The organism is Gardnerella sp. KA01002 (genome assembly GCF_049244015.1).
Taxonomy (GTDB): domain Bacteria; phylum Actinomycetota; class Actinomycetes; order Actinomycetales; family Bifidobacteriaceae; genus Bifidobacterium; species Bifidobacterium vaginale.
Genome location: NZ_CP058365.1, coordinates 684628 through 708553 on the forward strand (window position 1 = coordinate 684628; position 23926 = coordinate 708553).

At 38.4% G+C, this 23926-nt stretch carries 20 protein-coding genes, 1 tRNA gene and 1 riboswitch; of the genes, 15 read left to right on the forward strand and 6 right to left on the reverse strand.

Annotated features, from left to right (window positions below):
- The first annotated feature begins 119 nt into the window (after positions 1 to 119).
- From HXT60_RS02640 to HXT60_RS02650, 3 genes are all read left to right on the forward strand, one after another.
- Positions 120 to 1289, forward strand: a complete 1170-nt coding sequence (locus HXT60_RS02640) for a branched-chain amino acid aminotransferase (protein WP_004111815.1) — start codon at positions 120 to 122, stop codon at positions 1287 to 1289.
- 181 nt (positions 1290 to 1470) lie between these two features.
- Positions 1471 to 2226: a trimeric intracellular cation channel family protein gene (locus tag HXT60_RS02645; protein WP_004111813.1), complete on the forward strand. Its 756-nt coding sequence runs from the start codon at positions 1471 to 1473 to the stop codon at positions 2224 to 2226.
- 71 nt (positions 2227 to 2297) lie between these two features.
- Positions 2298 to 2489: riboswitch (Lysine riboswitch) on the forward strand.
- A 51-nt stretch (positions 2490 to 2540) separates the two neighbouring features.
- On the forward strand, positions 2541 to 3989 hold the full coding sequence (locus tag HXT60_RS02650; RefSeq protein WP_174142830.1) for an amino acid permease: 1449 nt from the start codon (positions 2541 to 2543) through the stop codon (positions 3987 to 3989).
- Positions 3990 to 4055: 66 nt separating this feature from the next.
- Here HXT60_RS02650 and HXT60_RS02655 read toward each other — a convergent pair whose 3' ends face one another.
- Together HXT60_RS02655 and HXT60_RS02660 are read right to left on the reverse strand one after the other, a co-directional pair.
- Positions 4056 to 4979: a hypothetical protein gene (locus HXT60_RS02655; RefSeq protein WP_009994097.1), complete on the reverse strand. Its 924-nt coding sequence runs from the start codon at positions 4977 to 4979 to the stop codon at positions 4056 to 4058.
- A gap of 209 nt (positions 4980 to 5188) precedes the next feature.
- A tRNA-Asn gene (locus HXT60_RS02660) sits at positions 5189 to 5264 on the reverse strand.
- A gap of 276 nt (positions 5265 to 5540) precedes the next feature.
- On the opposite strand from HXT60_RS02660, the gene HXT60_RS02665 reads away from it, so the two are divergent.
- A complete protein-coding gene (locus HXT60_RS02665; protein WP_004115249.1) occupies positions 5541 to 6302 on the forward strand; it encodes a M23 family metallopeptidase in 762 nt (253 codons plus the stop codon).
- Positions 6303 to 6396: 94 nt separating this feature from the next.
- Complete coding sequence (locus HXT60_RS02670; RefSeq protein WP_004111801.1) at positions 6397 to 8211, forward strand: AMP-dependent synthetase/ligase; 1815 nt, start codon at positions 6397 to 6399, stop codon at positions 8209 to 8211.
- Between the two features lie 6 nt (positions 8212 to 8217).
- On the opposite strand, the gene HXT60_RS02675 is transcribed toward HXT60_RS02670, so the two are convergent.
- The 4 genes from HXT60_RS02675 to HXT60_RS02690 all read right to left on the reverse strand — a co-directional run bounded on the left by HXT60_RS02675 (position 8218) and on the right by HXT60_RS02690 (position 11868).
- Positions 8218 to 9936, reverse strand: coding sequence for a hypothetical protein (locus HXT60_RS02675; protein WP_004111800.1), 1719 nt, complete (start codon positions 9934 to 9936; stop codon positions 8218 to 8220).
- Between the two features lie 77 nt (positions 9937 to 10013).
- Positions 10014 to 10820: a fructosamine kinase family protein gene (locus HXT60_RS02680; RefSeq protein WP_410310781.1), complete on the reverse strand. Its 807-nt coding sequence runs from the start codon at positions 10818 to 10820 to the stop codon at positions 10014 to 10016.
- 89 nt (positions 10821 to 10909) lie between these two features.
- Entirely contained in the window at positions 10910 to 11353 is a 444-nt protein-coding gene (locus HXT60_RS02685; RefSeq protein WP_004111798.1) for a DUF2871 domain-containing protein, read from the reverse strand.
- Positions 11354 to 11427: 74 nt separating this feature from the next.
- Positions 11428 to 11868, reverse strand: a complete 441-nt coding sequence (locus tag HXT60_RS02690; protein ID WP_004111796.1) for a hypothetical protein — start codon at positions 11866 to 11868, stop codon at positions 11428 to 11430.
- 205 nt (positions 11869 to 12073) lie between these two features.
- Here HXT60_RS02690 and leuS point away from each other — a divergent pair, with 205 nt between their 5' ends.
- The 10 genes from leuS to HXT60_RS02740 all read left to right on the forward strand — a co-directional run bounded on the left by leuS (position 12074) and on the right by HXT60_RS02740 (position 23827).
- The gene (leuS, locus tag HXT60_RS02695; RefSeq protein ID WP_410311283.1) at positions 12074 to 15058 is read left to right on the forward strand and encodes a leucine--tRNA ligase; all 2985 of its coding nucleotides are present in this window, start codon (positions 12074 to 12076) and stop codon (positions 15056 to 15058) included.
- 150 nt (positions 15059 to 15208) lie between these two features.
- Entirely contained in the window at positions 15209 to 16000 is a 792-nt protein-coding gene (locus tag HXT60_RS02700; protein ID WP_004117231.1) for a ComEA family DNA-binding protein, read from the forward strand.
- A gap of 26 nt (positions 16001 to 16026) precedes the next feature.
- Positions 16027 to 17850, forward strand: coding sequence for a ComEC/Rec2 family competence protein (locus tag HXT60_RS02705; RefSeq protein ID WP_246979131.1), 1824 nt, complete (start codon positions 16027 to 16029; stop codon positions 17848 to 17850).
- 126 nt (positions 17851 to 17976) lie between these two features.
- On the forward strand, positions 17977 to 18948 hold the full coding sequence (gene holA / locus HXT60_RS02710) for a DNA polymerase III subunit delta (protein WP_116439865.1): 972 nt from the start codon (positions 17977 to 17979) through the stop codon (positions 18946 to 18948).
- Between the two features lie 118 nt (positions 18949 to 19066).
- Entirely contained in the window at positions 19067 to 19582 is a 516-nt protein-coding gene (tsaE, locus tag HXT60_RS02715; protein ID WP_020760277.1) for a tRNA (adenosine(37)-N6)-threonylcarbamoyltransferase complex ATPase subunit type 1 TsaE, read from the forward strand.
- A gap of 38 nt (positions 19583 to 19620) precedes the next feature.
- Positions 19621 to 20415 carry a tRNA (adenosine(37)-N6)-threonylcarbamoyltransferase complex dimerization subunit type 1 TsaB gene (gene tsaB, locus HXT60_RS02720; RefSeq protein WP_004117227.1) on the forward strand — a complete coding sequence of 265 codons (795 nt, stop codon included), beginning with the start codon at positions 19621 to 19623 and terminating at the stop codon, positions 20413 to 20415.
- Positions 20416 to 20435: 20 nt separating this feature from the next.
- Positions 20436 to 21050, forward strand: a complete 615-nt coding sequence (gene rimI / locus HXT60_RS02725; RefSeq protein ID WP_116437795.1) for a ribosomal protein S18-alanine N-acetyltransferase — start codon at positions 20436 to 20438, stop codon at positions 21048 to 21050.
- Positions 21047 to 22111 (forward strand): tRNA (adenosine(37)-N6)-threonylcarbamoyltransferase complex transferase subunit TsaD, encoded by a 1065-nt coding sequence (gene tsaD, locus HXT60_RS02730; protein ID WP_004111783.1) that lies wholly within the window; start codon positions 21047 to 21049, stop codon positions 22109 to 22111. Before rimI ends, tsaD begins: the two co-directional genes overlap by 4 nt.
- Before the next feature lie 36 nt (positions 22112 to 22147).
- The gene (locus HXT60_RS02735; RefSeq protein ID WP_004111782.1) at positions 22148 to 23248 is read left to right on the forward strand and encodes a tRNA (adenine-N1)-methyltransferase; all 1101 of its coding nucleotides are present in this window, start codon (positions 22148 to 22150) and stop codon (positions 23246 to 23248) included.
- Positions 23249 to 23269: 21 nt separating this feature from the next.
- The gene (locus HXT60_RS02740; RefSeq protein WP_004117220.1) at positions 23270 to 23827 is read left to right on the forward strand and encodes a SixA phosphatase family protein; all 558 of its coding nucleotides are present in this window, start codon (positions 23270 to 23272) and stop codon (positions 23825 to 23827) included.
- The last annotated feature ends 99 nt before the right edge of the window (positions 23828 to 23926 follow it).

Genomic DNA, 23926 nt, shown 5'->3' on the forward strand with positions numbered 1-23926 from the left:
ATAAAAATATCTGTTTACAGTCTTGCGTTAATCGAGAATCGTACTAATCTATACCATTAATTGCAATAAAAGCAATAATAAAAATACAAGTAATATCGCAAATTAGGAAAAGAGACATAATGGCTGATTTAGAGGTTGCTCCAGACTTTAAAAATGCCTATGATTCTTACGATCATAGTGATTCTGATCTGTTGAACAAACTGGCTGGCAATTTTACTGTTTTGCCTAACGATAATCCTGTTTCGGATGCAAAGCGAGCAGAGCTGATTGATAAGCCTGCTTTTGGTCAGATTTTCTCCGACAATATGGTCCATATGTCTTGGACCAAGGGAGAAGGCTGGTCGGATAGACGTGTTGAGCCTTATGGGCCATTAAAAATGGATCCAGGTGCTTCTGTGTTGCATTATGCCCAAGAATGCTTTGAAGGTTTAAAAGCATACAAGCGAACTGATGGATCCATCTGGCTTTTCCGTCCAGATATTAATGCGGCACGATTCCAGAATTCTGCGAAGCGTTTGTATTTGCCAGATCTTTCTATCGACGATTTTATTGGATCTGTTGCAGCCTTAGTTAAGCGAGATAAAGAGTGGGTTCCAAGCCGACGCGAATATACTCTTTATATGCGTCCGTTCATGTTTGCTTCCGAGCCGTTCCTAGGTGTGCGAGAAGCTCATGAGGTTGAATATTGTGTTATTGCTTCTCCGTCAGGACCATATTTTAAAGGTGGCTTGAAGCCAGTTAGTATTTGGGTTGAAGATCAGTGGTTCCGCACTGGCCCTGGTGGTACTGGTTTTGCTAAGTGTGGTGGAAATTATGCGGCTTCCTTGCTCGGTGAATACAAGGGTATTGAACACGGTTGCGAACAGGTTTGCTTCGTTGATGCAGCAACTAAGACCTATTTGGAAGAGCTTGGTGGAATGAACGTGTTTGTTTTGCACAAGGATGGTCATTTGGAAACTCCATCTCTTACTGGTAGCATTCTTCCAGGTGTTACACGTCGTTCTATTATTCAGCTTGCAGAAGAAGCGGGTCACAAGGTTGTTGAAACTATGATTCCACTTCAGGGATTGCTTGACGATATTCGCTCTGGTGAGGTCACTGAAGTCTTTGCCTGCGGAACTGCTGCGATTATTACGCCTATTGGTCGCTTTAAGTCAGATGACTTCGATCTTAAGGTTGCTGATGGTGGAGTTGGTGAGTTGACTCAGGCTTTGCGTGATGAATTGCTTGGTATTCAGCTTGGAGATGTTGAAGATACTCACAACTGGATGTGGAAGGTGTGCGACTAGTTAAAAGCTGTTTAAGAGCTATTTAAAAGTCGTTTTAAATCCGTTAGAGTTTTTAGTATTTGGCGCGTCATTTTTTATATCTTATAAAAGGTGGCGCGCTAATTGTATGCTTAATTGGTTATAGGCTTATTAGGCGGATTTTGTTTTTTAAGTGTTTAACTAACCTTGGAAAGGAAATATTGTGGAAGGGGCTTTAGGAGATAACATTTTCTTCCTTGTTGTTGAATACATTGCTATGGGTTGCTGCGGAATGGTTGGCGGAATGTGGGCTATTCGCAAGAATTATGATATCTTTGCAATAATCACAACGTCATGGCTTACAGCATTGGGTGGCGGAATTGTTAGAGACGTTCTGCTTGGAGCTTTGCCGCCAGTTGGAATTGCAGATAGGGGATTTGTTTTTACTGGTCTTGCTTCGGGTGTTATTGTTGCTTTCGCTCATCTAGAAATTGATGAGTGGAAATGGCTTATGTTAACTCTTGACGCTTTAGCATTGGGGCTTTTTGCTGTAAATGGTACCGCTAAAGGCTTGGATTTTCACATGTCTGGAATGGCGTCTGTGTTTTTAGGCATGGCTACAGCTCTTGGTGGTGGATTAATTCGAGATATGGTTTTGAATCAAGTTCCTGTAATTGTTCGAGATAAGCATTGGTATGCGCTTCCTGCTGCAGTTGGGTGTGTTTTGACGGTATTTGTTGTAAAAGCACAACGTGCAGGATGTTTTGACGTTATTACAGAGATGATTTTAGATACTCTTATTGTTGTGCTAGTAGTTGCGATGCGATTAATGTCTGTAAAGTTTGATTTAACGCTTTTTGGTGCAATGAACCGCAAATCGCCAATAAAAATAAGTAAATATCGCAGACATAATGCATATAGTCGTAAAATTTCCGATAAAGCCATAAAAAATACAGAAAAAAATAATCAAAATAAATAGAAAATATAGTCTAATCTGAATAAATATCGGTTAGTGTCTAGAGTTTGTCTTTGCCTATCTCAATAATGAAACACATCGACCAGAGGTCGCGCTCAACAAGAGTAGCAATCATTAGCCAGAAAGAGGCGTTAAGTGATTTGCAAAAGGGGAGAGCGCCGAAGTTTGTAGGTTATTCTTTCTAGCTTACAAGCTGGGACTTGGCTTAATAAGCCAAGGACTGTCGCAGCAATTTTGGCAATTTGCTGCGGAGTGCTATCGACATGCATACTGTTGCCTGTTTACCTCTGTTTGAATATTGTCAAAAGGAGGAAACAATGAATAACAACAGTTCATCAACTACTGAATCTCAAACCGTTCATCGCGGTCTAAAAACACGCCATATTTCCATGATTGCTTTGGGTGGAAGCATCGGAACAGGCTTATTTGTAGCTAGTGGCGCAACAATCCACATGGCAGGCCCAGGGGGAGCGCTTTTAGCGTATGCTGCAATCGGCATAATGGTTTATTTTCTTATGACATCTCTAGGAGAGATGGCAACATATATGCCAATTAGCGGGTCTTTTGCATCTTATTCTGGAAAGTTTATTGATCCAGCTTTAGGATTTGCAATGGGTTGGAATTATTGGTTTAACTGGGCAATCACGGTTGCTGTAGATATAAGCACTGCAGCAATCGTTTTGCAATATTGGCTTCCTAATGTGCCAATATGGGTGTTTTCGCTAACAGTTCTTGTTATTATTCTTTTGATTAATATTCTTACTGTTAAGTGCTTTGGAGAAACCGAGTATTGGCTTTCGATTATTAAAGTTGTAACAGTTATTATATTCCTTGCTATTGGTTTGCTTACGATTGTTGGAATTTTAGGCGGAAAAGCACCATTTCTAAGCAACTTTACTCATAAGAATGCTCCATTTGCTGGCGGAATCCCAGCTGTTTTAGGTGCGTTTGCTATTGCAGGATTCTCGTTCCAGGGAACAGAGCTTATTGGCATTACAGCAGGTGAATCTGCAACACCAGATAAGAGCATTCCAAAGGCTGTAAAGCAAGTGTTCTGGCGTATTGTTTTGTTCTACATTCTTGCAATTTTTGTAATCGCATGCATCATTCCATACACAAGCCCAAGTTTGCTTGGATCGGAAGCTAGCGATATTTCTATAAGCCCATTCACTCTTGTATTCCAGCGCGCAGGATTGGCGATTGCAGCCACAATCATGAATGCCGTTGTGCTTACATCTGTTATTTCGGCAGCAAACTCTGGAATGTATGCTTCTACTAGAATGCTTTACGCCCTCGCAAAAGATAATCACGCTCCAAAGATGTTTGGAAACGTAGATAGAAGAGGTGTTCCAATGCAATCTTTGGTTGCAACGTTTGTTGTAGCTCTTTTAACATTCTTGATGAGTATTTTTGGAACTCAAATTTACATGTTCTTAGTTGCTGCAAGTGGTTTGACTGGATTTATTGCATGGGCAGGAATCGCAGCTGCGCACTACAGGTTCCGCAAAGCGTATATTGCTCAAGGAAAGTCTTTGGACGATCTTGTTTATAAAGCTAAGTGGTATCCATTCGGTCCTATCGTGGCTCTTGTATTGTGCATTTTGGTTATTGTTGGCCAAGATCTTGAATCATTCCACACGCTTAATTGGCAAGCAATTGGCATAACTTATATGTCTGTGCCTCTGTTCATTGTGCTTTATGTTGGATACAAGATTAAGTACCACACTAAGGTTATTCCTTTAGATCAAGTTGATTTAACAAAGTGATTAGAATATAAAAAATGCGCTCAGTGATTTTGCTGAGCGCATTTTTATATTGATTAACAGAGGTTATTATTTGTCTCCGTCGTTAGAAATTTTAGGATCTGGCTGTTCCTTCTTTTTCTCTTCCTCTTCCGTCTGCTTTCTTTCTTCTTCCTTCTTTTTCTCTTCCTCTTCAGCTTGCTTCCTAGCTTGTTCTTCAGCTTGCTTCTTAGCTTGTTCTTCTAGCTGCTTCTGTAGATTTTCGGCAGCATCCCTAATTCGCTTTCTTCTTTCTAATTCTAAACGTCTCTTTTCTGCATCAGCCTTTGCATTTGCTTTAGCTTTAGCAGCTTGCTCGTCAGCTTGACGCTTTGCTTCTTCAATCTTTTTCTGCATGGCGTTATCTGCTTGAACTTTTTCTTCTTGAGTAGGAGGAATATTTTGAATAATAATATTCGGCTTACGCTTTACCTTAGGAGCTATACGAATAACAGGAGCAGTAATCTTCTGCAGTTCCTTCTGGCTTTCTTCAGCCTTCTGCTTTTCCTGTGCATTCGCTGTAGTATCTGTAGATGCTGCAGAAAGCTTATCAATCATTGCAGAAGTCACTCCACGAATACGCTGAGCATTGTCAGAATACCATTGAGTTGCAGCTATAGCTTGAGCTCCCTGAGACCCTAACTCTTCTGGAGAATTAGCATTGCATACAACTGTTTCTGGCAAACGCTGCTTCAAAAGCTTAGCAAGTAATTTTCCATTTTCTGAGTTATCTTGAGCAAAAGAGATAAGAAGAGAATTTTTAGTAAGTTTTTTCCATGACTGGCTTGCTTTGCTAACTTGTGCAACCTTAATTTCGCACTGTTTTCTAGCTTCTTTCATACGAGACGAGTGCTGAATGCTCCAGCAAATACCACCAACGCCTAATACTAAAGCTAATACAATGACGCCAGCAATGAGAATTATCATCTTCTTTTTATGACCATTATTCGTGGCTTCGGAGATGTTTTCTAACATGTATCATCCTCTGTTTTTATCAATCTTCGCCAAGAATTGCTTTTTGCAAAACAACACTTATAGTTTACGCCAAACTAAGTACGTGACCCTTGTAGTTTGTAGCATTTTTGATGATTTGCAAGACAAGCGATATCATTTGCGATTCATTAGAATACAATATTCAAATAAATTCAAAACAAAAAAACCACCAGACTTGCTGGTGGTTTTCTTGGCTCCTGCGGCTGGGCTTGAACCAGCGACCATTCGATTAACAGTCGAACGCTCTGCCAACTGAGCTACGCAGGAATATCCTTTGCGCTTGGCTGTGTGCCGTGCACAAGACATTTATATTACACGGAATTTTATGATATGCAAATATAGCGTGTTTGGGCGTGTCGAAAACTCATAATCGTTGGAATACCAATGATTTGTACGCTTTAACCACATTGATAAAAAAGTGTTCCTAAAAAAAGAATTTTGTGAAAAACTTTCAAATATAAGCGAAAACCTTTAAAGAATGCAGATTTTTGCTGTTGAAGCATAAAACAAATTTGATTTATGAAAGGAGAAAAATAAAATATCATGAGAAAAATATTTGATTTAAAAATGATTAAGCCCAGAATCTTAAAAGTCAAAAAATTTATATTAAAACAAAAATCACAATTTGTTAGAATACTGATTTTTATTATTCTGATTGTAATCATGTTGATTATTCATAGTTGCATAAATCCTACAATAAACAAAAGTATTGAGTATGAATATTTGCAATCGAATCAAACTGATTATAGTGTATCTTCATTTGACGCTGGTTGCATAGAAAAATCTTTTGTAGGTAAAAAGCAAAAAATAGTCGCGAATACAGTTAGTCAAGTTTCAACAGCTTCAACACTAAAAGAAACTACAAATTGTAAATCAAGGATGGTATGGCCAGTAAAAAATGTAAACATTATTAAAGATTTTGATGCTCCAGCAAAACCATGGCTCGCAGGTCATAGAGGAGTTGATTTGCGAGCAGAGGAAGGAACTGAGCTATATGCTCCATCAGATGGAATAATAAATTTTGCTGGACTTGTGGCTGGAAAATCTGTTGTAACAATCAAACATGGAGTTTTGTCTTCCACATTTGAGCCAGCATATACGGATTTACCAGTTGGAACAGTTGTTAGAAAAGGTCAATTTTTTGGTTACGTAACAGTTGGATCAGATCATTGTGACAATTTGTGTATTCAATGGGGTTTAAAACGAAGAGACAGGACTTATGCAAATCCAAGGAAAATGGTAGCGAAAAAACGAATAATTTTAAAGCCCAAAGAAGAGACAAAAGAAGAAAAAAATAGTCTGTAAAATGCGTGTCGTATAGTGTAATAAGAGTCTTGGGCTTAAGACATTGACCTAAGATTATTACATAAGATTTTCTTAAACATATTAGGGAGCGAATATGCAAAAGTATTCTCGTAATCTCGATGAGAAAATTGATTACAATGCAAACATTTTTTCGCTTCTTGAAAGTCGCGTAGAACGTAAGCCGAACGATTCATTGGTTGAGTATGTAGGACGCGACGGGGAATGGAATTCCTACAGTGCTAAAGACTTTAAAGATTTGGTTATATCGGTAGCAAAAGGATTCATAGCACACGGTGTGATGCCGGGAGATACCATATCGATAATAGCGCATACTTCATGGCAGTGGACTGTGCTTGATATGGCAATAATGTCTATAGGCGCGTTAACAGTGCCAATTTATGAAACAAGTTCTGCAGTGCAAATAGAAAATATTATTAACGATTCTAGAGTAAGCATGATTTTTGTTGAAGATGAAAATATGCGTGAAACTGTGGAAATATCAAAGAAGTCATGTCCAAGCCTTAACGATGTCTATGTATTAAGCAGAGACGCAATAGATGCGCTAATTGAGTATGGAAAAACAGTTACAGACTCAGAGTTTTATGAAAGAGAAAAAGCTGTTAAAGGCGATGATCTAGCTACAATCGTTTACACATCTGGATCTACAGGAGACCCGAAAGGTATAGAACTTTCGCACGGAAATTTTGTGTTTATAGCAAAATCTGGAATGCTTTCCATGCCAGATATAGCATTAAAAGGCAAACCAAGACTTCTTTTATTCCTTCCTTTAGCACATGTATTTGCAAGATTTATGCAGTTCTTCTGTTTTGCTGGAAATGTAACACTTGGATTGTCAAGCAACCTTAAAACAATACTAAGTGATTTTAAAAGTTTTAAACCAACTTTCATACTTGGTGTACCTAGAATATTTGAAAAAATCTACAATGCTGCCTCTCAAAAAGCTGGTAGAGGAGTAAAAGGATTTATATTTGCTCAAAGCGTAAAAGTAGCAAAAGAATGGTCAAAAGCTCAACAATCGGGGAGAATGATTTCGCCAATGCTGGCTATAAGCCACTCCTTATGTAAAAAGCTCGTTTACAACTCAATTTTGCAAGTTTTTGGAGGAGACGTTGAATATGGTGTTTCAGGAGGAGCACCATTAGACAAATCGATTTCGCATTTCTTCAATGGCATGGGATTGCCAATTCTCGAAGGGTACGGAATGACAGAAACATGTGCTCCGTCAATGGTAAATCCAACGAAAGGCTATAAAATCGGAACAGTTGGTTTGCCAGTACAGGGAGTGTCTGTAGCAATAGATGATGAGGGAGAGCTTTGTATTAAAAGTCCCGCTGTTTGCAAAGGATATCATAATCATCCAGAGATAACTGAAAAACAAATAGTAAATGGATGGTTGCATACAGGAGACTTCGGATCTTTAGATTCCGACGGTTTTGTAAAAATTACTGGTCGCAAAAAAGATCTGATAATAACAGCTGGCGGGAAAAACGTTTCACCTAGCATACTCGAAGCATCAGTTATGACTTCTTCAATTATTTCTCAATGCGTTGTTATTGGAGACAGAAAACCTTTCATCTCTGCGATTATTGCGTTAGATCTTGCAGAAGTGAATTCTTGGCTGAAATCTCGAGGAGCAAGCCCAGTGCGCTCGCTGGAAGAGGCAAGAAAAAATTCAATCGTCATAAGTTCCGTAGAACAAAGCATAGTTAAAGCAAATTCTAATGTTTCTAGAGCAGAATCAATCAGAAAATTTGAGATTGTTCCAGATGCTTTTACTCAAGAAAATGGTTTAGTTACACCAAGCCTTAAAGCAAAGCGCAATGCGGTTATAGAACGTTATAACGATCTTATCGAAAATAAGATTTACGCTCCAAGACCAAGAAAATAACGTACTTTACAGTCCTGCATCTGCAAGAGTTACGTATCCAGGGTCAATCAAAAGAGCTTTAAGATTAGTTGCGCTTACAGCGAGAATTGGTTCTGTTATTACAGGTATATCTTTTTCTGATCCACTGTTATTTACAAAAATAGAAATATCTTCGAGTTGAGATAATTTTCCATTAACATTTAGAGAACTACATTCTTGAGCAACATCAGTAGAGATTTTCTGAATGTTTTCGATAGAAGTCATCCATTGCTTTCCATTTACAAGATTTGGTAAAGCATCTTTGTAAGCGCCGTAGCCAGTAATAACAGGCCATTTTGAGTCATTTAACAATTCATTCGCTGAATCTTTAAGCTCAGAATCTTCAGTATTTTTATTCTCTTTATTGGATTCAGATGAATTCAAATCATTATTTTTTGTGCTAGATTTTTGTGATTCATTATTTTTCGCAGTAGAAGCAGGCGTTGGAACCTTTTTCTTAGTCAAATTTCGTTTTCCTATAAAGCTTCCGATTATATCTGGAAGAGTAAAGGAAGGGTTGATATCCGCAGAGCTTCCCTTATACCCAAGGTCTTCAAGAGCTTTTTCCACTTGCATAACAACTTGATCATCTAAAGCAATAATGCCATCTACGTGTTTTGTGGAAGTTGTTCCGTTATCATTCTTTATTACTAATCTCGAATTAAGTTCTGCCTTAACAGAGTCAGAATTATCTGCGTCGAAAGCAGCATTTTCCCAGTCATTCTCTGTTGAATCCTTACTAAGTTTTCCAGAAGGTGAAATCATTAATCCAGATGTGAAATAAGGTTTTAGAATTTTCCAGATTCCAGCAAAAGCAAGTCGCGCGAATTCATCATCAAATTCTTGAATTTTGGAACTTGAATTATCAGAATCTGAATTACCATGAGTATTTACTCCAAAATGCATATGAACATCTTGTTTTTGATTGTGGCAAGGCAAAAGTACTTCTACGCTTTTTGGATTATCTTTAGAAGCCTGATTTAATGCTAATTTTTGCACAAGAGTATACGCTTGAATTTCTCCAATGCTCTGAGCAGAAGAAAGTTTGAAGAATGCATCTGGCTTAAAATCTCTAGTAAGCCTAGATAACATAACGACATGCATGCCAGCTTTTTTAGCCAAATCTAATGACGATGTAAGTCTATTTTCTGCTTCCTCTTGTGATTTTAGATCTTCTTCTTTTAGTTGCTCTTTAGGTGTTGTGGGTTGAGTTACGTAATCACCATAATTATTATTACCGTTTTTATTACTCCAAGGAGCAACAACAATAGTCGTATTAGAAAGTTGCTTTTTTACGATGCTATGGATATCTCTGATACTTGTTTTCTTGTTTTTATTTTTAGAAGAATTTTTTGTTTTTAAAGATGTAATCATGCTTACAACGTAATCTTGAATATCTTGACTTTGATCGTATAAGCTGCTGGACGATTTAGTAGTAATAGAATTTTCTGAAAATCCTTGCTTTTTTAACGATTTTACTATTTCTGGAACAAGATTATCCCATGTACTTAATGGAGTTTTTCTACTTAAATTTAGACCATCAGAAGGCGTAAAAACTATAACGTTGCCGTGATTCACTTGAGGCTTTGCGCTAGGCGATGCGTTTTTTGCATTGCTCGATCCGCATGCGCAAATCGCAAGAAGCATTGTACTAGATACTACAAGAGCAATAGTTTTGCGCAAAATATGCTTATGCGTGCGAATCATAGTAGTTAAGGCCTTTCGTAAATTTTAGTTTTGTGCTTACTTTTATATTAGTGTCTATTAAATTATCTAATGCAAATTTAGCGATTAAGCAAATCCAAGCACATATCTCGGTATTCGCTAACGTAGCCTCCACCAAAGAAGACACAATGTCCAGCAATAGGGTAGAGCTGCCAAATTGTCATGCGATTTTCAAAACCAGATTTTAATGGATGAACAGATTGATAGCCATCTAAAATCTGCTTAAAATAGCTAATCCCAAACAGTTGCAGCATTGCTAAGTCTTCCTCACGATGGCCGCCGTGAGCTGCAGGATCAATTAAAACAGCTTCTGTGTGTTCGCCATCTTCGCTTTTAGTCCAAAGCACATTTCCACTCCACAAGTCTCCATGGACTCGCGCTGGTTTATCTTCAGATGCTTTTCCCAGCAAATCTGGCATAGCATCAATAACTTTATTTGTAAGATCTAAATCGCTTTTTGTAAGGCTTCCTCTAGAAATACCAAGATTTACCATTGGTAAAAGTCTGCCTTCTGCCAAATAGTCAATAACATTACTCCAAGTGCCACAATCCATTTTTACAGGGTCGCTTAATGGTCCAAAATAGCATGTGCCATCATAATCTGCAGGTGGCTCCCCAAAATATTTCGCACCGAAATCGTGCATATGCGCCAAAGATGCTCCAAATTCAAACGATGCTAAAGGAGTAGGGCTTGTAGCTTCAATGCGTTCAATGTTTAAGTAGTCTTTTCCCCAATCAAAAACTTTAGCTACTTTAGGCCCGCCATAGTCGTAAGCTTCTCGAAGCCAATTAAGGCCACGACCTTCGCATTCAAAGAATCGTTCTGGTGCGTATGATCTACTCTTTTTATACGCGTTATTACTCATAGCAACCTTCTTAATGTAGTAGCATATGCGGCTTATAGTTACACACTTAATAAATATTTTATGAATAAACTAAATTATTCCTATCATCACTATTCTAATGAAGTATTAGCACAATGAGCGATGCTGCGTTTAATTTGCAATAAGATTAGTACAATACTTACGCCAAGTAGGATGTGTCCGATTCCTGCTAAACCAGTTATGGAAAAATCTATAGATGGACTGAGATGTAGACGCATTACTTGTGCAATTCCACGAGTAATCATCATTACTGCTGTTAGGTTGAGTCCAATATGATAAGTTATTAAGATTCTCGTAGTTTTTTCGTTACTAAAACTGAAGTTTTTCTCAAATAGTATGAGTAACAGAAAAACAACCATTCCAAGCATAAAGTAGTGTGTGTGAACTATAGCAAGCACAGTCTTTTCATGGAAAGCATTAAATTTTGTAAATTCGCGATAAAAGACGCCGCCAATCATGGCGAAGACAGCATACAACAAAGACGTATTAATATAACGTTTCATAACATGGTTCATAGTAACTTCCTTACGTAGAGTGATAGTCAAATATTTCTTAGTAATGTTGATGTTGTTACAAGTGTTTGTAAGCGCTATTGCATAGTATGAGTGTTTTTGTAACGCGGACATGCAGTTTTAGCAAAATGATACCCAAAAAGCAATCCTGCTAGAGTAAGAGCAGAACCTAATCCCGTATAAAATACGGCTATAAATTGTTCTGGAGCTATATTTGTTGCACGAAGAACAATTCCAAAAGTCATCATAAAAGCCATGATTATAAAAGATTTAACGTCAAAGAATTTAAGGAAAAATTGCTTGTTTTCTTTGTATGCGTTAATCCTAGCAGTATGTTTTTTAACAAGTTTTCCGAAAATAAACACTTGGAATATTGCAAAAACAGCTAAAGATAAAGCGAAATTAATAGGAGATAAAAAGTTTGAGTATGCAATAATACCAATCCTAAGAATGTTGAATCCAGCAAAACACCATACAATACATGCGATTAATAAAAGTGTGTTCTTTGATACTTTCATAACTAACCTCGTTAAATCACATTATTCTTAATAAAATCTTATGTTGAACGTTTAAAACAATTGTAGTAATGATTTTCATGAAAAACGCTAAATAAGAGTATTTTGTGAATTGTGCATTAAAACTTTCAAAAAACACAATAAAATATGATTAAAAGTTGTAAAAAGTGTTGCAAATTGACGATATGAGTCGCTATAGTGCTTGTTTATGGAAGACAACGATCAACAGTATTCAACAGCTGACAATAAAGCTACTATTGCTGAGCCAGCTTTTCGTTACAATGCGCAGCTCGCACAAGATATTGAGCAGCGCTGGCAAAAGACTTGGGACGAGCAGGGCACGTTCTGGGCTGCTAATGTTAAGGGCGATTTGAAGGATGGCGAAGGCAGATTGGCTTGTGGCCGTCCTTCTTTCTTTGCAATGGACATGTTCCCTTATCCTTCTGGAAAGGGCTTGCATGTTGGACATCCTCTTGGATATTTGGCAACGGATGTTGTGAGCCGATATCACCGTATGAAGGGTGAGAATGTTCTTCACGCGATGGGCTACGACGCTTTTGGACTTCCTGCAGAACAATATGCTGTTCAAACAGGTCAGCATCCTCGCATTACTACTGAGGCAAATATTGCAAATATGCGCAGGCAGTTGCATCGCATGGGATTGAGCTTTGACGATCGTAGATCTTTTGCAACTATTGATACAAACTACGTTCGTTGGACTCAATGGATTTTCTCGAAGCTTTATGACGCTTGGTATGACCCTGATTTTGTACGCAAAGATGGCGGTAAAGGTTCTGCTCGACCAATTGCTGAGTTAGTTGATGAGTTTAAGAGCGCAAAGCGCGAAATTCCTGGTTTTGCTGACAAAAAGTGGGAAGAGCTCAATAAAGTAGAGCAAGCGGATGTGTTGAATGACTTCCGCATTGCTTACATTTCTAAGTCTCCTGTAAATTGGTGTCCAGGATTGGGAACTGTGCTTGCAAACGAGGAAGTTACTGCAGAAGGTAAATCTGAGCGCGGAAACTTCCCAGTATTCCAGCGCAATCTTCGTCAGTGGTCCATGCGAATTACAGCTTATGCTCATCGCTTGGTTGAAGATTTGGATACTATTGATTGGCCAGAAAAAGTTAAGCTTATGCAGCGAAACTGGATTGGCGAATCTCACGGTGCTTCCGTGCATTTTGAAGTTGAATGTGCAGATGGTGAAACGCGCGATTTGGAAGTATACACTACTCGTCCAGATACGCTTTTTGGTACAACTTTTGCTGTTGTTTCTGTAGATCACCCGATTCTTGAGCACGTTCCAGAAGCGTGGGAAGCTAGCGTTCCAGAAAGCTGGAAGGGTGGCTACGCAAGCCTTAAGGAAGGATTGGCAGAGTATCAGGCTCAAGCTCGCGCTAAAACCGCTAAAGATCGTACGGAAGACGCTGGTGCAAAAACTGGTTTGTTTACTGGTCTTTACGCAATTAATCCTGTAACTGGAGCAAAACTTCCGCTGTTTGTTGCAGATTATGTGCTTATGGGTTATGGAACGGGCGCAATTATGGCAGTTCCTGGCGGTGACCAGCGCGATTATGATTTTGCTAAAGCTTTCGGCTTGTCTGTAATTTACACTGTTAAGCCTTTGCCTGATTCTGTCGAAAAGCTAGAAGATTATGATGGCAAAGCTCCGTTTGTTTCTCACGATGGAATTGTTATTAACTCTTCTGTGGAGCATACTTATAAGCTCGGTGACGCTTTGTCTATTAACGGTTTGCGCGTAGATGAAGCTATTAAAAAAGTGACGACTTGGCTTGAAGCAGCAGGCGTAGGCGTTGGTAGAGTTTCTTACAGACTTCGCGATTGGCTGTTCTCTAGGCAGCGCTACTGGGGTGAGCCATTCCCAATCGTTTATGATGAGGATGGTGTTGCTCACCTTGTGCCGGATAGTGAGCTTCCAATTGCATTGCCAGACGTTCCAGATTATCAGCCAAAAACTTACGCTCCAGACGATGCAAATTCTGAGCCTGAAGCACCTTTGAGCCGAAACGAGGATTGGGTTAAAGTTCAGATTGATCTTGGTGACGGTGTAAAAACCTACTATCGCGACACCAACACTATGCCAAACTGGGCTGGTTCATGCTGGTATTACATGCGTTACTTGGATCCAAACGACGCTGAGCATATGGTTGACAGCGACGAATACGACTATTGGATGGGTACGAATCGACCAGGCAAGGAACATGTTTCTGGAGGCGTTGACCTTTATGTTGGAGGCGTAGAGCATGCAGTTTTGCACTTGCTTTACTCGCGCTTCTGGCATAAGGCGCTTTACGACTTGGGTTACGTTGATTCTGCTGAGCCTTTTCATCGCTTGTTTAACCAGGGTATGATTCAGGCTTACGCTTACACGGATGAGCGCGGGCAGTACGTGCCAGCTGATGAGGTTGAGGAAGGCGCTAATAACGGCGCTGGTGAGCCAACATTTACTTGGCACGGCGAAACCGTGAATCGCGAGTTTGGAAAGATGGGTAAGAGCCTAAAGAATATTGTGACTCCAGACTACATGTACGAAAACTACGGTGCAGACACGTTCCGTTTGTATGAAATGAGCATGGGTCCACTTTCTGAGTCTCGCCCATGGAATACGCGTAACGTTGTTGGAGGCATGCGATTCTTGCAACGCTTGTGGCGTAACGTTGTAAACGAAGAAACTGGCGCTTGCGTAGTAACAGAAGATGCTTTGGACGAAAAGACGCTAAAGCTTCTTAACAACACGATTGTAGAAGTAACTGTAGAAATGGAAGCAATGCGTCCAAACACTGCGATTGCTAAGCTGATTGTGTTGAATAATCACTTAACGTCTCTGCCTCACGTGCCTCGCGCAGCAGTTGAGCCGCTTGTTCTTATGCTTTCTCCAATTGCACCGCATATTTGTGAAGAAATGTGGAGCAAGCTTGGACATACTAAGTCGATTGCTCACGCAGATTGGCCAGTTGAAGATTCCCGCTACGTTGGTGCGGATACTGTTACAGCTGTTGTACAAATCAAGGGCAAGGTTCGCGCAAAGCTTGAAGTTGACCCGAATATTGATGCTAGTGAGCTTGAAAAGCTTGCTTTAGAGGCCGTAGCTGATCGCTTGGGTGGAAAGAAGCCGCGCAAGGTAATCGTGAAAGCACCAAAGATTGTGTCTATTGTGCCAGATGAAAGCTGAAACTTAATGTTTTCTAGGCAAAATAGCCTTTAACCACATTGGTTAATTTTACTTGAAAGATGCTTATCTTCATTTAATAGTGGAGGTAAGCATCTTTTTTTTTATTTAACAATCAAAAATAAATAGTCTGAAACGAAGGAGGTGGTTAAAATGAACAAAAACAATAGTAACGTTCTAGAAAGATTGGCAGCTATTGATGCTTTAAATAATAATTATGAAAATTCAAATTATTTGCAAAATACTTTGAATGATGATTCTAAAAATCGCATATTGGCACAAGAGAAAAACAATTCTATAGATTATCAGCTTGCTGATTTTTGCATAAGCTCAAAAGATTCTGCTTCAAATATTGATAATCTTAATAAACGAAATAATTTTGAAACAAGAAATCTCGTTAGATTACGAATAAAACCAGTACATGCTTTGTCTATTATGCTAATTCTCGTAGTATTCTTAGCATCAAGTTTAACCATGCTCATATGTCAATCTAGAACTTATAACAAGATTTATTCTTATCAAGCACAGAGAGAATCTAAAGTTAAATCTTTAAGTAAAAAATTTGAATCAAATAATAAAGATGATGATGAATATAGCAATGATTCTAAAGAGGATTCTAAAAAAGACTTACATACAAATGAGACTAAAGATTTAACTGTTAAAAATAAAAATGAAGATTTTAGTGATAGCACGCACAAAATTAATGAAAATGATATAAGCAAAAATAATAGTGTCAACAAAGATAAAAGCGGTTGCATAAATATAAACACAGCAGGGTTGGAAGAATTACAAACTCTAAAAAGTATAGGGCCAAAAATGGCTCAAAGAATATTAGATATGCGTAAAAAGTTGCGTGTTTTTAAGCGGGTTGAAGATCTTATGCAAGTTAAAGGAATTGGGCAAAAGACTTTTTTAAAACTTAAATCAGCAATCTGCATTAAGTAAATTTATGTGATTTTTAAGGTTGGAAAATGAAAGAATTATATTGGGATCTTGAAAATGGAAACAAAGATTTTAGGCTTGTTCCTATTGCGTTTAGCGTATGGTTTGGTTGCTTATTCGCTCGATTTATAGTTGATTCACAACAAGATTTTTTCTGTATGATAATCGCAATATTATCATTTGCTCTTTTGTGCTTTTATACTATTTTTTCAATGGGAAATTGCATTTTTACGTGCCGCTTAAAGAATACAACTGATTACAAAAGTCGCATAAAATCAAAGTTTTATGAGTTAATTAAAAAATTAAAAATAATAGGATACAAGCATGCTTTTTTAACAAGTTTTTGTACGTTTCTAGCAGCTTTTATAATGTGTTCAATTATTCTAAACATAGAACATATGGACCCTGTTTTTAATGCTATTAAAGATCTAAAGCAAAGTGATACAGAATATAAATTTAATAGAAAAAACGATGTTCAATCCATCAGATTGCTTATGGATATAACGTCTCCTCCAAGAGTATCGCAATCCTTTAAGGGGGATTGCGTATTAAACGTGAATGTAAAACAGATTGAAATTATGGATAAAGAAAAAGTTATTAGTAGGAGTAAAAGCTTTGTGTCTGCCAAACTTTACGCTTTTAATCCAGATTGCAAAATAATGAACTACGGATACAAGATAAGTAGTTTTGGAAAAATTTCGATTTCAAAATTTGACTCTCATGCGATAGAAATTCAAGTTCCTAAAGCAAACAAAACAGATAAAACGAAATTATATAAAGTAGAAGTTATTGAAAAAGCTAATCTTTTTAAGAGATTACTAAATACATTGTGGAAAGAATTTTACAATGTGACTAGTTCTTTAGATGAACAGGGTCAAATGCTTGTTCCTGGTCTTACTGTAGGACTTTTGGGACAAGAGCATTTAAGTGATGTAGAAGATTTACGAAAAGTTAGTATCGATAGCACTTATGCGAATACTATGAAACAAAGATTCAAAATAGCTGGAATAATGCACCTTATGGCGGTTTCTGGAGGACATTTTTTGCTTTTATCTTGCGTTATTCGTAAGACATGTGCTTTTTTGCTTTTGCCAAGAGTAGTGAGCGCAATATTTGAAGCTTGTGGTCATATTCTTTTATCGTGTATTGTGTATCCGTCGGCATCTGTTCTTAGAGCGCTTATAATGGGTTTAATTTCTGCCGGGGCATTAATGTTTTCTAGACAATACCAGTCTGCTAGTGCTTTAAGTATAACTGTTATAAGTGTTCTTTTTATTTGTCCAAAATATGCATGGGATTATTCGTTTGCTCTTTCTGTTTGCGCAACTTTTGGAATAATTGTTTGTGGAATGTCTTTAAGAAGAATCTTTTTAAGATATATGCCGTCTAGTCTTGCAAGCGCATTAAGCATAACGTTGTGTGCACAGTGTTTTACGCTTCCTGTACAAATATTAATGCAACCGCAAGTATCTTTTATATCTGTTATAGCGAATTTAATTGTTGCACCTTTTGTTGATTTTGCAACAATATTTGGTCTGCTTTCGCTTATATGCGCTAATTGGAGTTATTCTATTTCTCTGATTTTTGCCACAATTTCATCTTTTGGAACAAACATTATGGCAAATTGCGCATGGTATTTGGGAGATTTACAAATTGGAACAATACCTTGGGTTAATGGATCTTTAGGTGCGTGGCTAATCGCGTGCGCTGAATTCGCTATCTTTTTATTAGTACTTATCATAAATAAATATTTTAGAAAAAGTGAATCATATAATAGTTTAAGGATATTTTTACAAGTTAAGTCAAATCGTTTTAAGCAGCTTATAAATGATTCAACAAAACTTTTTGAATGATTAAGTGTTTTAAGTTTTATATAGTTTGTACAATTAATAGGCGTGCAAAATTAAGCGGATTAAATAAAAACAAGGATATTCGCGTTAGTTAAATCGTGAGAATATAAATATTCTTAAGGAGTACGTATGCAAGCGTTAAAAAAATTTGCGCCATTTACAGTTGTAGTTGGCGGTGATGCGTATTTAAATGATCTAAACGCGCGCGACTTAAAAACTCGCATATTAGGCTACTACCCAGATGCAGATGTTATAAATTTAGACGCATTAAATGCCGATAAATATGCTTTTATAACTGCTACAGGACCATCACTTTTTTCTAGCGGAACAATTGTTGTTATTAATAATCTTGAACAAGCTAATGAAGATTTAGTTGAAGCGATAATAGAGTTTTGTACTAGAGAATCTAAATCTAATAACAATGATTGCTGGGTTATTGCGCGCCACGAAGGAGGTGTTAAAGGAAAGTCAATTGTTACAAAACTTGAAAAAGCTGGAGCAAGTAAAATAACTGTACCAGATCTTAAAAAAGATGATGCAAGATTGAATTTTGTGCTAAGTCTTTTTGAAAGGCAAAATCGTAGTATAGAGCCTGCAGCAGCTGGACGCATAACAGAAGTCTTAGGCGGGAAAACCGACCAGTTGGCGGCTCTTTGTTCTCAATTGTGCTTTGATTTTGAAGATAACCCAATCACACTAAAAATAGTTGACCAATATTTAATATCGGATCCGCAAGTAACTGGATTTTTTGTAGCAGATAAAGCTGCAGAAGGTAACTATGCTCAAGCTATTCTTGCATCAAGAAGAGCGATTTTACAAGGCGTTGATGCTATAGCATTGATTGGGGCTTTGGCTGCAAAAATGCGAATAATTACAAAGGCTATAGCTGTTAAAAACGGGGAAATTTCTAATGCTCAAGCAAAAGTTAACCCTTGGGCGTTAAAAATGGCTATGAGGGATTTAGGTGGATGGAATGATGATGGGATTCGTAAGTGTTTTAAATGTTTAGCGTGGGCAGATGAGCAATGCAAAGGCGGAACAAGTGATGCTGATTACGCTTTAGAAAAATGCATTAGCATGATTGCTTGTCGTGGGCGTTAATGTGAAAATTTTAAAAGCATAAAGTGTTAAAACATAGAGCGTTAAAAGTCTAATATGAAAGTGTGTGATTTTGGAAAATCATAATATCAAAAAGCTAGTAATTCCAACTGATTCGTGTATGCGAGATCTTGGAAAAACTATTGCAAAAATAGTGCATGAGACAGATGTTATTTTGCTTTCTGGTCCACTTGGTGCTGGAAAAACAACGTTCGCGCAAGGTTTTGGACAGGGCTTGGGAATAAAAGATCCGATAGTTTCCCCGACTTTTACTATTGCTAGAGAGCTAAAAGGCACATTTTCTGATGGAAAAGTTGCGAATCTTATTCATGTAGATGCTTATAGGCTTGGTGGAAAAGATTATGCTCCAGGGCAAGACACTGTTTCTAGGCTTTTAGATGAGCTTGAATCTTTAGGTTTAGATGAAGCATTGGAAGAACCAGGAGAGGGAACTGTTGTGCTTATGGAGTGGGGAGAACAGATGGCTGGTGTTCTTGCTGATGTTCGTCTTGAAATTCATATTGATAGACCGATTGATAAAGAAAAGTCAAATGAGTTTACAAGTGAAGGTAAGCGCGTTGTAACGCTTGTTCCAGTCGGAGGAGACTGGTGCGATCGCTTAAAAATTCTTGATTAAGAGTAAGCTAAATTGGTTGGTTAATTTAAGGAACAAAAATGAGCAATACGCTGATTATAGATACGTCATATGGTTCAACAGTTGGAGTTGTAGGTTATAAGCCAATAGTGGAAACGGATTCGCGTACACATGTTGAAAAGTTGCAAGTAAACATTGATTTTGCAGTAAAAAATGCTGGTCTAGAGCTTAATCAAATAGACGAGATTGTAGTTGGAGTAGGCCCTGCTCCTTTTACAGGTTTAAGAGCTGGGTTGGTTGCAGCTAAGGCGATTGCTTTTGCGAATAACGCAAAGATTCTAGGATGCAACAGTTTGCTTCCACAAAGTTTAATGATTCGTTCTGGCGCTTTTGAAGAATCGCTTAAAGATGGCGTTATCTCTAATAGTGAAATAGTCGAAAATAATGAATCTTGCGTAGCTAAACACACGTATGTTCTTTCGTTAAATGACGCTAGAAGACGCCAAGTTTATATGAGTTTATATGACGATAGTGGTTGTGCAGTAATAGAAATGGACATTGATTATCCTGCAAATATTGTTGAAAGAGTAAATCAATATTTTGAATCAAATAATATTTGCGATTATTGCGTTTGCGTTGCAGGCCATGGTGCTAAAAAATACGCTGAAGATTGGAAGAAAATCGGGAATATATGCTTAATTACAGAGGCGAGTGCTCTTGATTTAGGCGTAAAAGGATTAGAGATATTTAAGCTGTGCGCAAGTCAAAAAGACGTTATTGAACCGCTTTATTTAAGAAGACCAGACGTATCTGTTCCAAACCCGTTGAAGCACGTTTTGGGATCTGGCGCTGCTACAAAAGTGGCGGAAAAATAGGATTCAAGCGAAGTACACATATGATTGTAGACATAACTCGCTCAAAATATCCAGCTTGTGCATCAAATAGTCAAAGCTGCGCAATAGAGAAAATTGATTATGCAAAATATGAAGCAATAGTTTCTCAAATTGCAAAAATCGAAGCAGACTTGTTTGGACCAGGATGCTGGAACAAGAACATGATTTTGCAAGAGTTACAAGCACCAATGCGCGCGTATTATGCAGATGTTGATCTAAACACAAATACGGTAGCTGGGTATGCGGGATTTTGGTTTGATGGCGACGACGCTCAAATAATGACAATAGGTGTTGCAAAAGAATATCAAAAGCGAGGAATTGCAAGCAATCTTCTAAAAACTATGATTGAAAATGCAAAATCAATAGGCGCAAAACGAATGCTTTTAGAAGTTAGGGTAAATAACAATCCAGCGCTAAAACTGTATGAAAAATTCGGTTTTACAAAAATGGGATTAAGAAAAAGATACTATATGCCAGAAGGAATAGACGCATATACAATGTGCGCACAAATAGACGACTTAGACGACTTAGACGATTTAGAAAATTTAGAAAATTTAGAAAATTTAGAAGAATCTAGCGAAGCTTATAACAGCGCTAAAAGTGAGGAAAAACAATGAGTGAAACAATGAATAAAACAAGCGAGCCAATAGTTTTAGGCATTGAATCAACTTGCGATGAAACAGCAGCCGCAATCGTTAAAGGAAGAACATTAGTTTCTAACGTTGTAGCGTCCTCTATGCAAGAACACGCACGATATGGCGGTGTTATACCAGAAATCGCATCGCGCGCGCATGCAGAAGCATTCGTGCCAGTTGTTTCAAAAGCATTAGCAGATGCAAATATGGATTTAAGCGATATTGACGCTATAGCAGTAAGTGCAGGTCCGGGATTAGCAGGATGCTTAGCTGTTGGTGTTTCGGGCGCTAAAGCACTAGCAAGTGCAGCAAAAAAGCCGATTTATGGAATAAACCACGTTATTGGACACATTGCAGTAACGCAATTGCAATTCGGCGATGTGCCTAAAGACGTTCTAGCGCTTATAGTTTCGGGTGGTCACACTTCTCTTTTGCATGTTAATAACATTGCGCGCAGTATAGATGTTGTTGGAACAACATTAGATGATGCAGCTGGCGAATGCTTTGATAAAGTAGCTAGATTGCTTGGATTCCCTTACCCAGGAGGCCCGCATATTGACAGGCACGGGCGCCTTGGGGATCCAAATACGTTGAAGGTTCCGCAAGGACTTACGCAAGGTCGTTCTGGCAAAGAGCATCCTTACGACTTTAGTTTTTCGGGAGTAAAAACAGCTGTTGCGCGTTGGGTGGAAGCTCGACAAGCACAAGGCTTAGAAATACCAGTTGACGACGTTTGCGCATCTTTAGCAAACTCTGTTGCGGATGTTCTTTCTCGCAAAGCTATGATGGGCTGCGAGCAATACGGTTCAAAAACTTTGTTGATTGGTGGCGGATTCTCTGCAAACTCGCAACTTAGAGAACATCTTTTAGAGCAAGGCAAAGAGCATGGAATCGAAGTTCGTTTGCCAGAGCTTAAGCTTTGCACAGATAACGGAGCAATGGTGGCAATGCTTGGTGTAAATTTGGTGGAAGCAGGCGTTCGTCCGTCTGCTCCAGATTTTGCAATCGATTCAGCAATGCCACTTACAACCGTTAGCTTATAATAGTAAAAGTCGTTCTGAAGATAAGTGAGGTGTTTTGTGTACGAAAGCTATGCACGTAGAGGAGTTTTGCAAGTTGGTGAAAAAATCCAATTCACCGATAGAAAAGGCAAGCGAATCACAGCACAGCTTACTAAAGGCGGAGTTACACAAACCGAACACGGCATTATTTTGCACGACGATGTTATTGGCAAAACTCAAGGTGTTGTAGTAACAACAGTTAGCACAAAACGTGATTTTGAGCGTAGCAATAAGCAGCTTGACGCATCTAAAGAATCAAACAAGCCATGGATGGCAGCACGCGCAATAGGCGGATGGGATTATGTAGTTATGCGTCCGCGATTGGCGGATTACGTTTTATCTATGCCAAGAGGCGCTCAAATCATGTATCCAAAAGATATTGCACAAGTGATTTCTTTAGGAGATATTCGCTCTGGAATGCGTGTTTTAGAGTCGGGAGCAGGCTCTGGTGCAATGAGCTTAAGTCTTTTAGACGCTGTTGGTCAAAGTGGTGAGCTTACAACAATAGAGCTTAGACCTGATTTTGCTAGAATCGCGCAACTAAACGCAACAATTTACTATGGCGAAAAACCAGAATGGTGGAATCTTTTAACTGGAGATTTTGACTCAGTAGCAAAGTCTCTTCCAGAAGGCTATTTTGATCGCATTATGCTAGACATGCTTGATCCTTGGAACAGGCTTGAACAGGCTTATAGAGTTATTGCTCCAGGTGGAGTATTGGTTGCGTACGTAACAACCACAACGCAAATGTCTAGAATGGCACAAAGTTTGCGGGCTTCGGGAGTTTGGACAGAACCAGAGATTCAAGAAACGTTAGAAAGAACTTGGAAAGCACAAGATTTAGCAGTTAGACCAGATCACGCAATGATAGGTCATACTGGTTTTCTGGTTATTTCGCGCGCAATGGCGCAAGGATTTAATGCGTTAAAAAAGCGCGATCGTGCTACAAAAGATACTGTTAGCGATATTGATGACTTAACTCCCGAAGAGCGCGCAGAACAGTTAGAAGACTTGTCTCTTAGAGATATATCCGATAGAAAGCTTAGAAAAGTCCTTAGAGATTTAGATTTGCAAATCGCACAATTACCTAACTCAAATCCAAAGCCTGATAAGGCTTAACTGAAGACTGAGGAGATTAAAATGGCGGCGTCAATCAAAAAAATCGTTAAAAAAGTAAAGCACGCAAAATATGTGCTGCTACTAATGCGCCACGCAAAAGCACAGCCGCCAACAATGGGAGACGATTGGGGAAGGGACCTTAGCGATAAAGGTTTAAAACAAGCAAAAATCATGGCAAAAGGTTTGCAATCTCTAAAGCTTGTTCCAGACTACATTATTTGTTCAAGTGCAAATCGCACCGAACAAACGATGCACAAAATGCTTAAAAAGTTCGGAGATTCTCCAATAGTAGCGTCAAGAAAAAGCTTATATGATGGCGGAATGCAGTCTGTAATGGATGAGCTTTGTGCGATTAGGAGCGATTCTAGAATAACAATGATTATTGGTCATGAGCCAACAATGTCGATGGCTGCGCAATGGCTTTCTTCTCCAGATTCAGATCCTGATATATTAGGAACAATGCGACTCGGATTAGCTAATGCTTCGATTATTGTTTTAGTATCCGACGTACCTTTTGCATCTTGCGGTTTGCGAGGAGCTAAAGCGTTGGGAATTATAACCCCAAAGGATTTTGAATAGTAAAATACGCATAAATTTGCATAAAATCCTTATAAAATTTGCATAAAATCCACACGAATCATCTGCATAAATCTGCATATAAGTTTAGGTTATAACGAC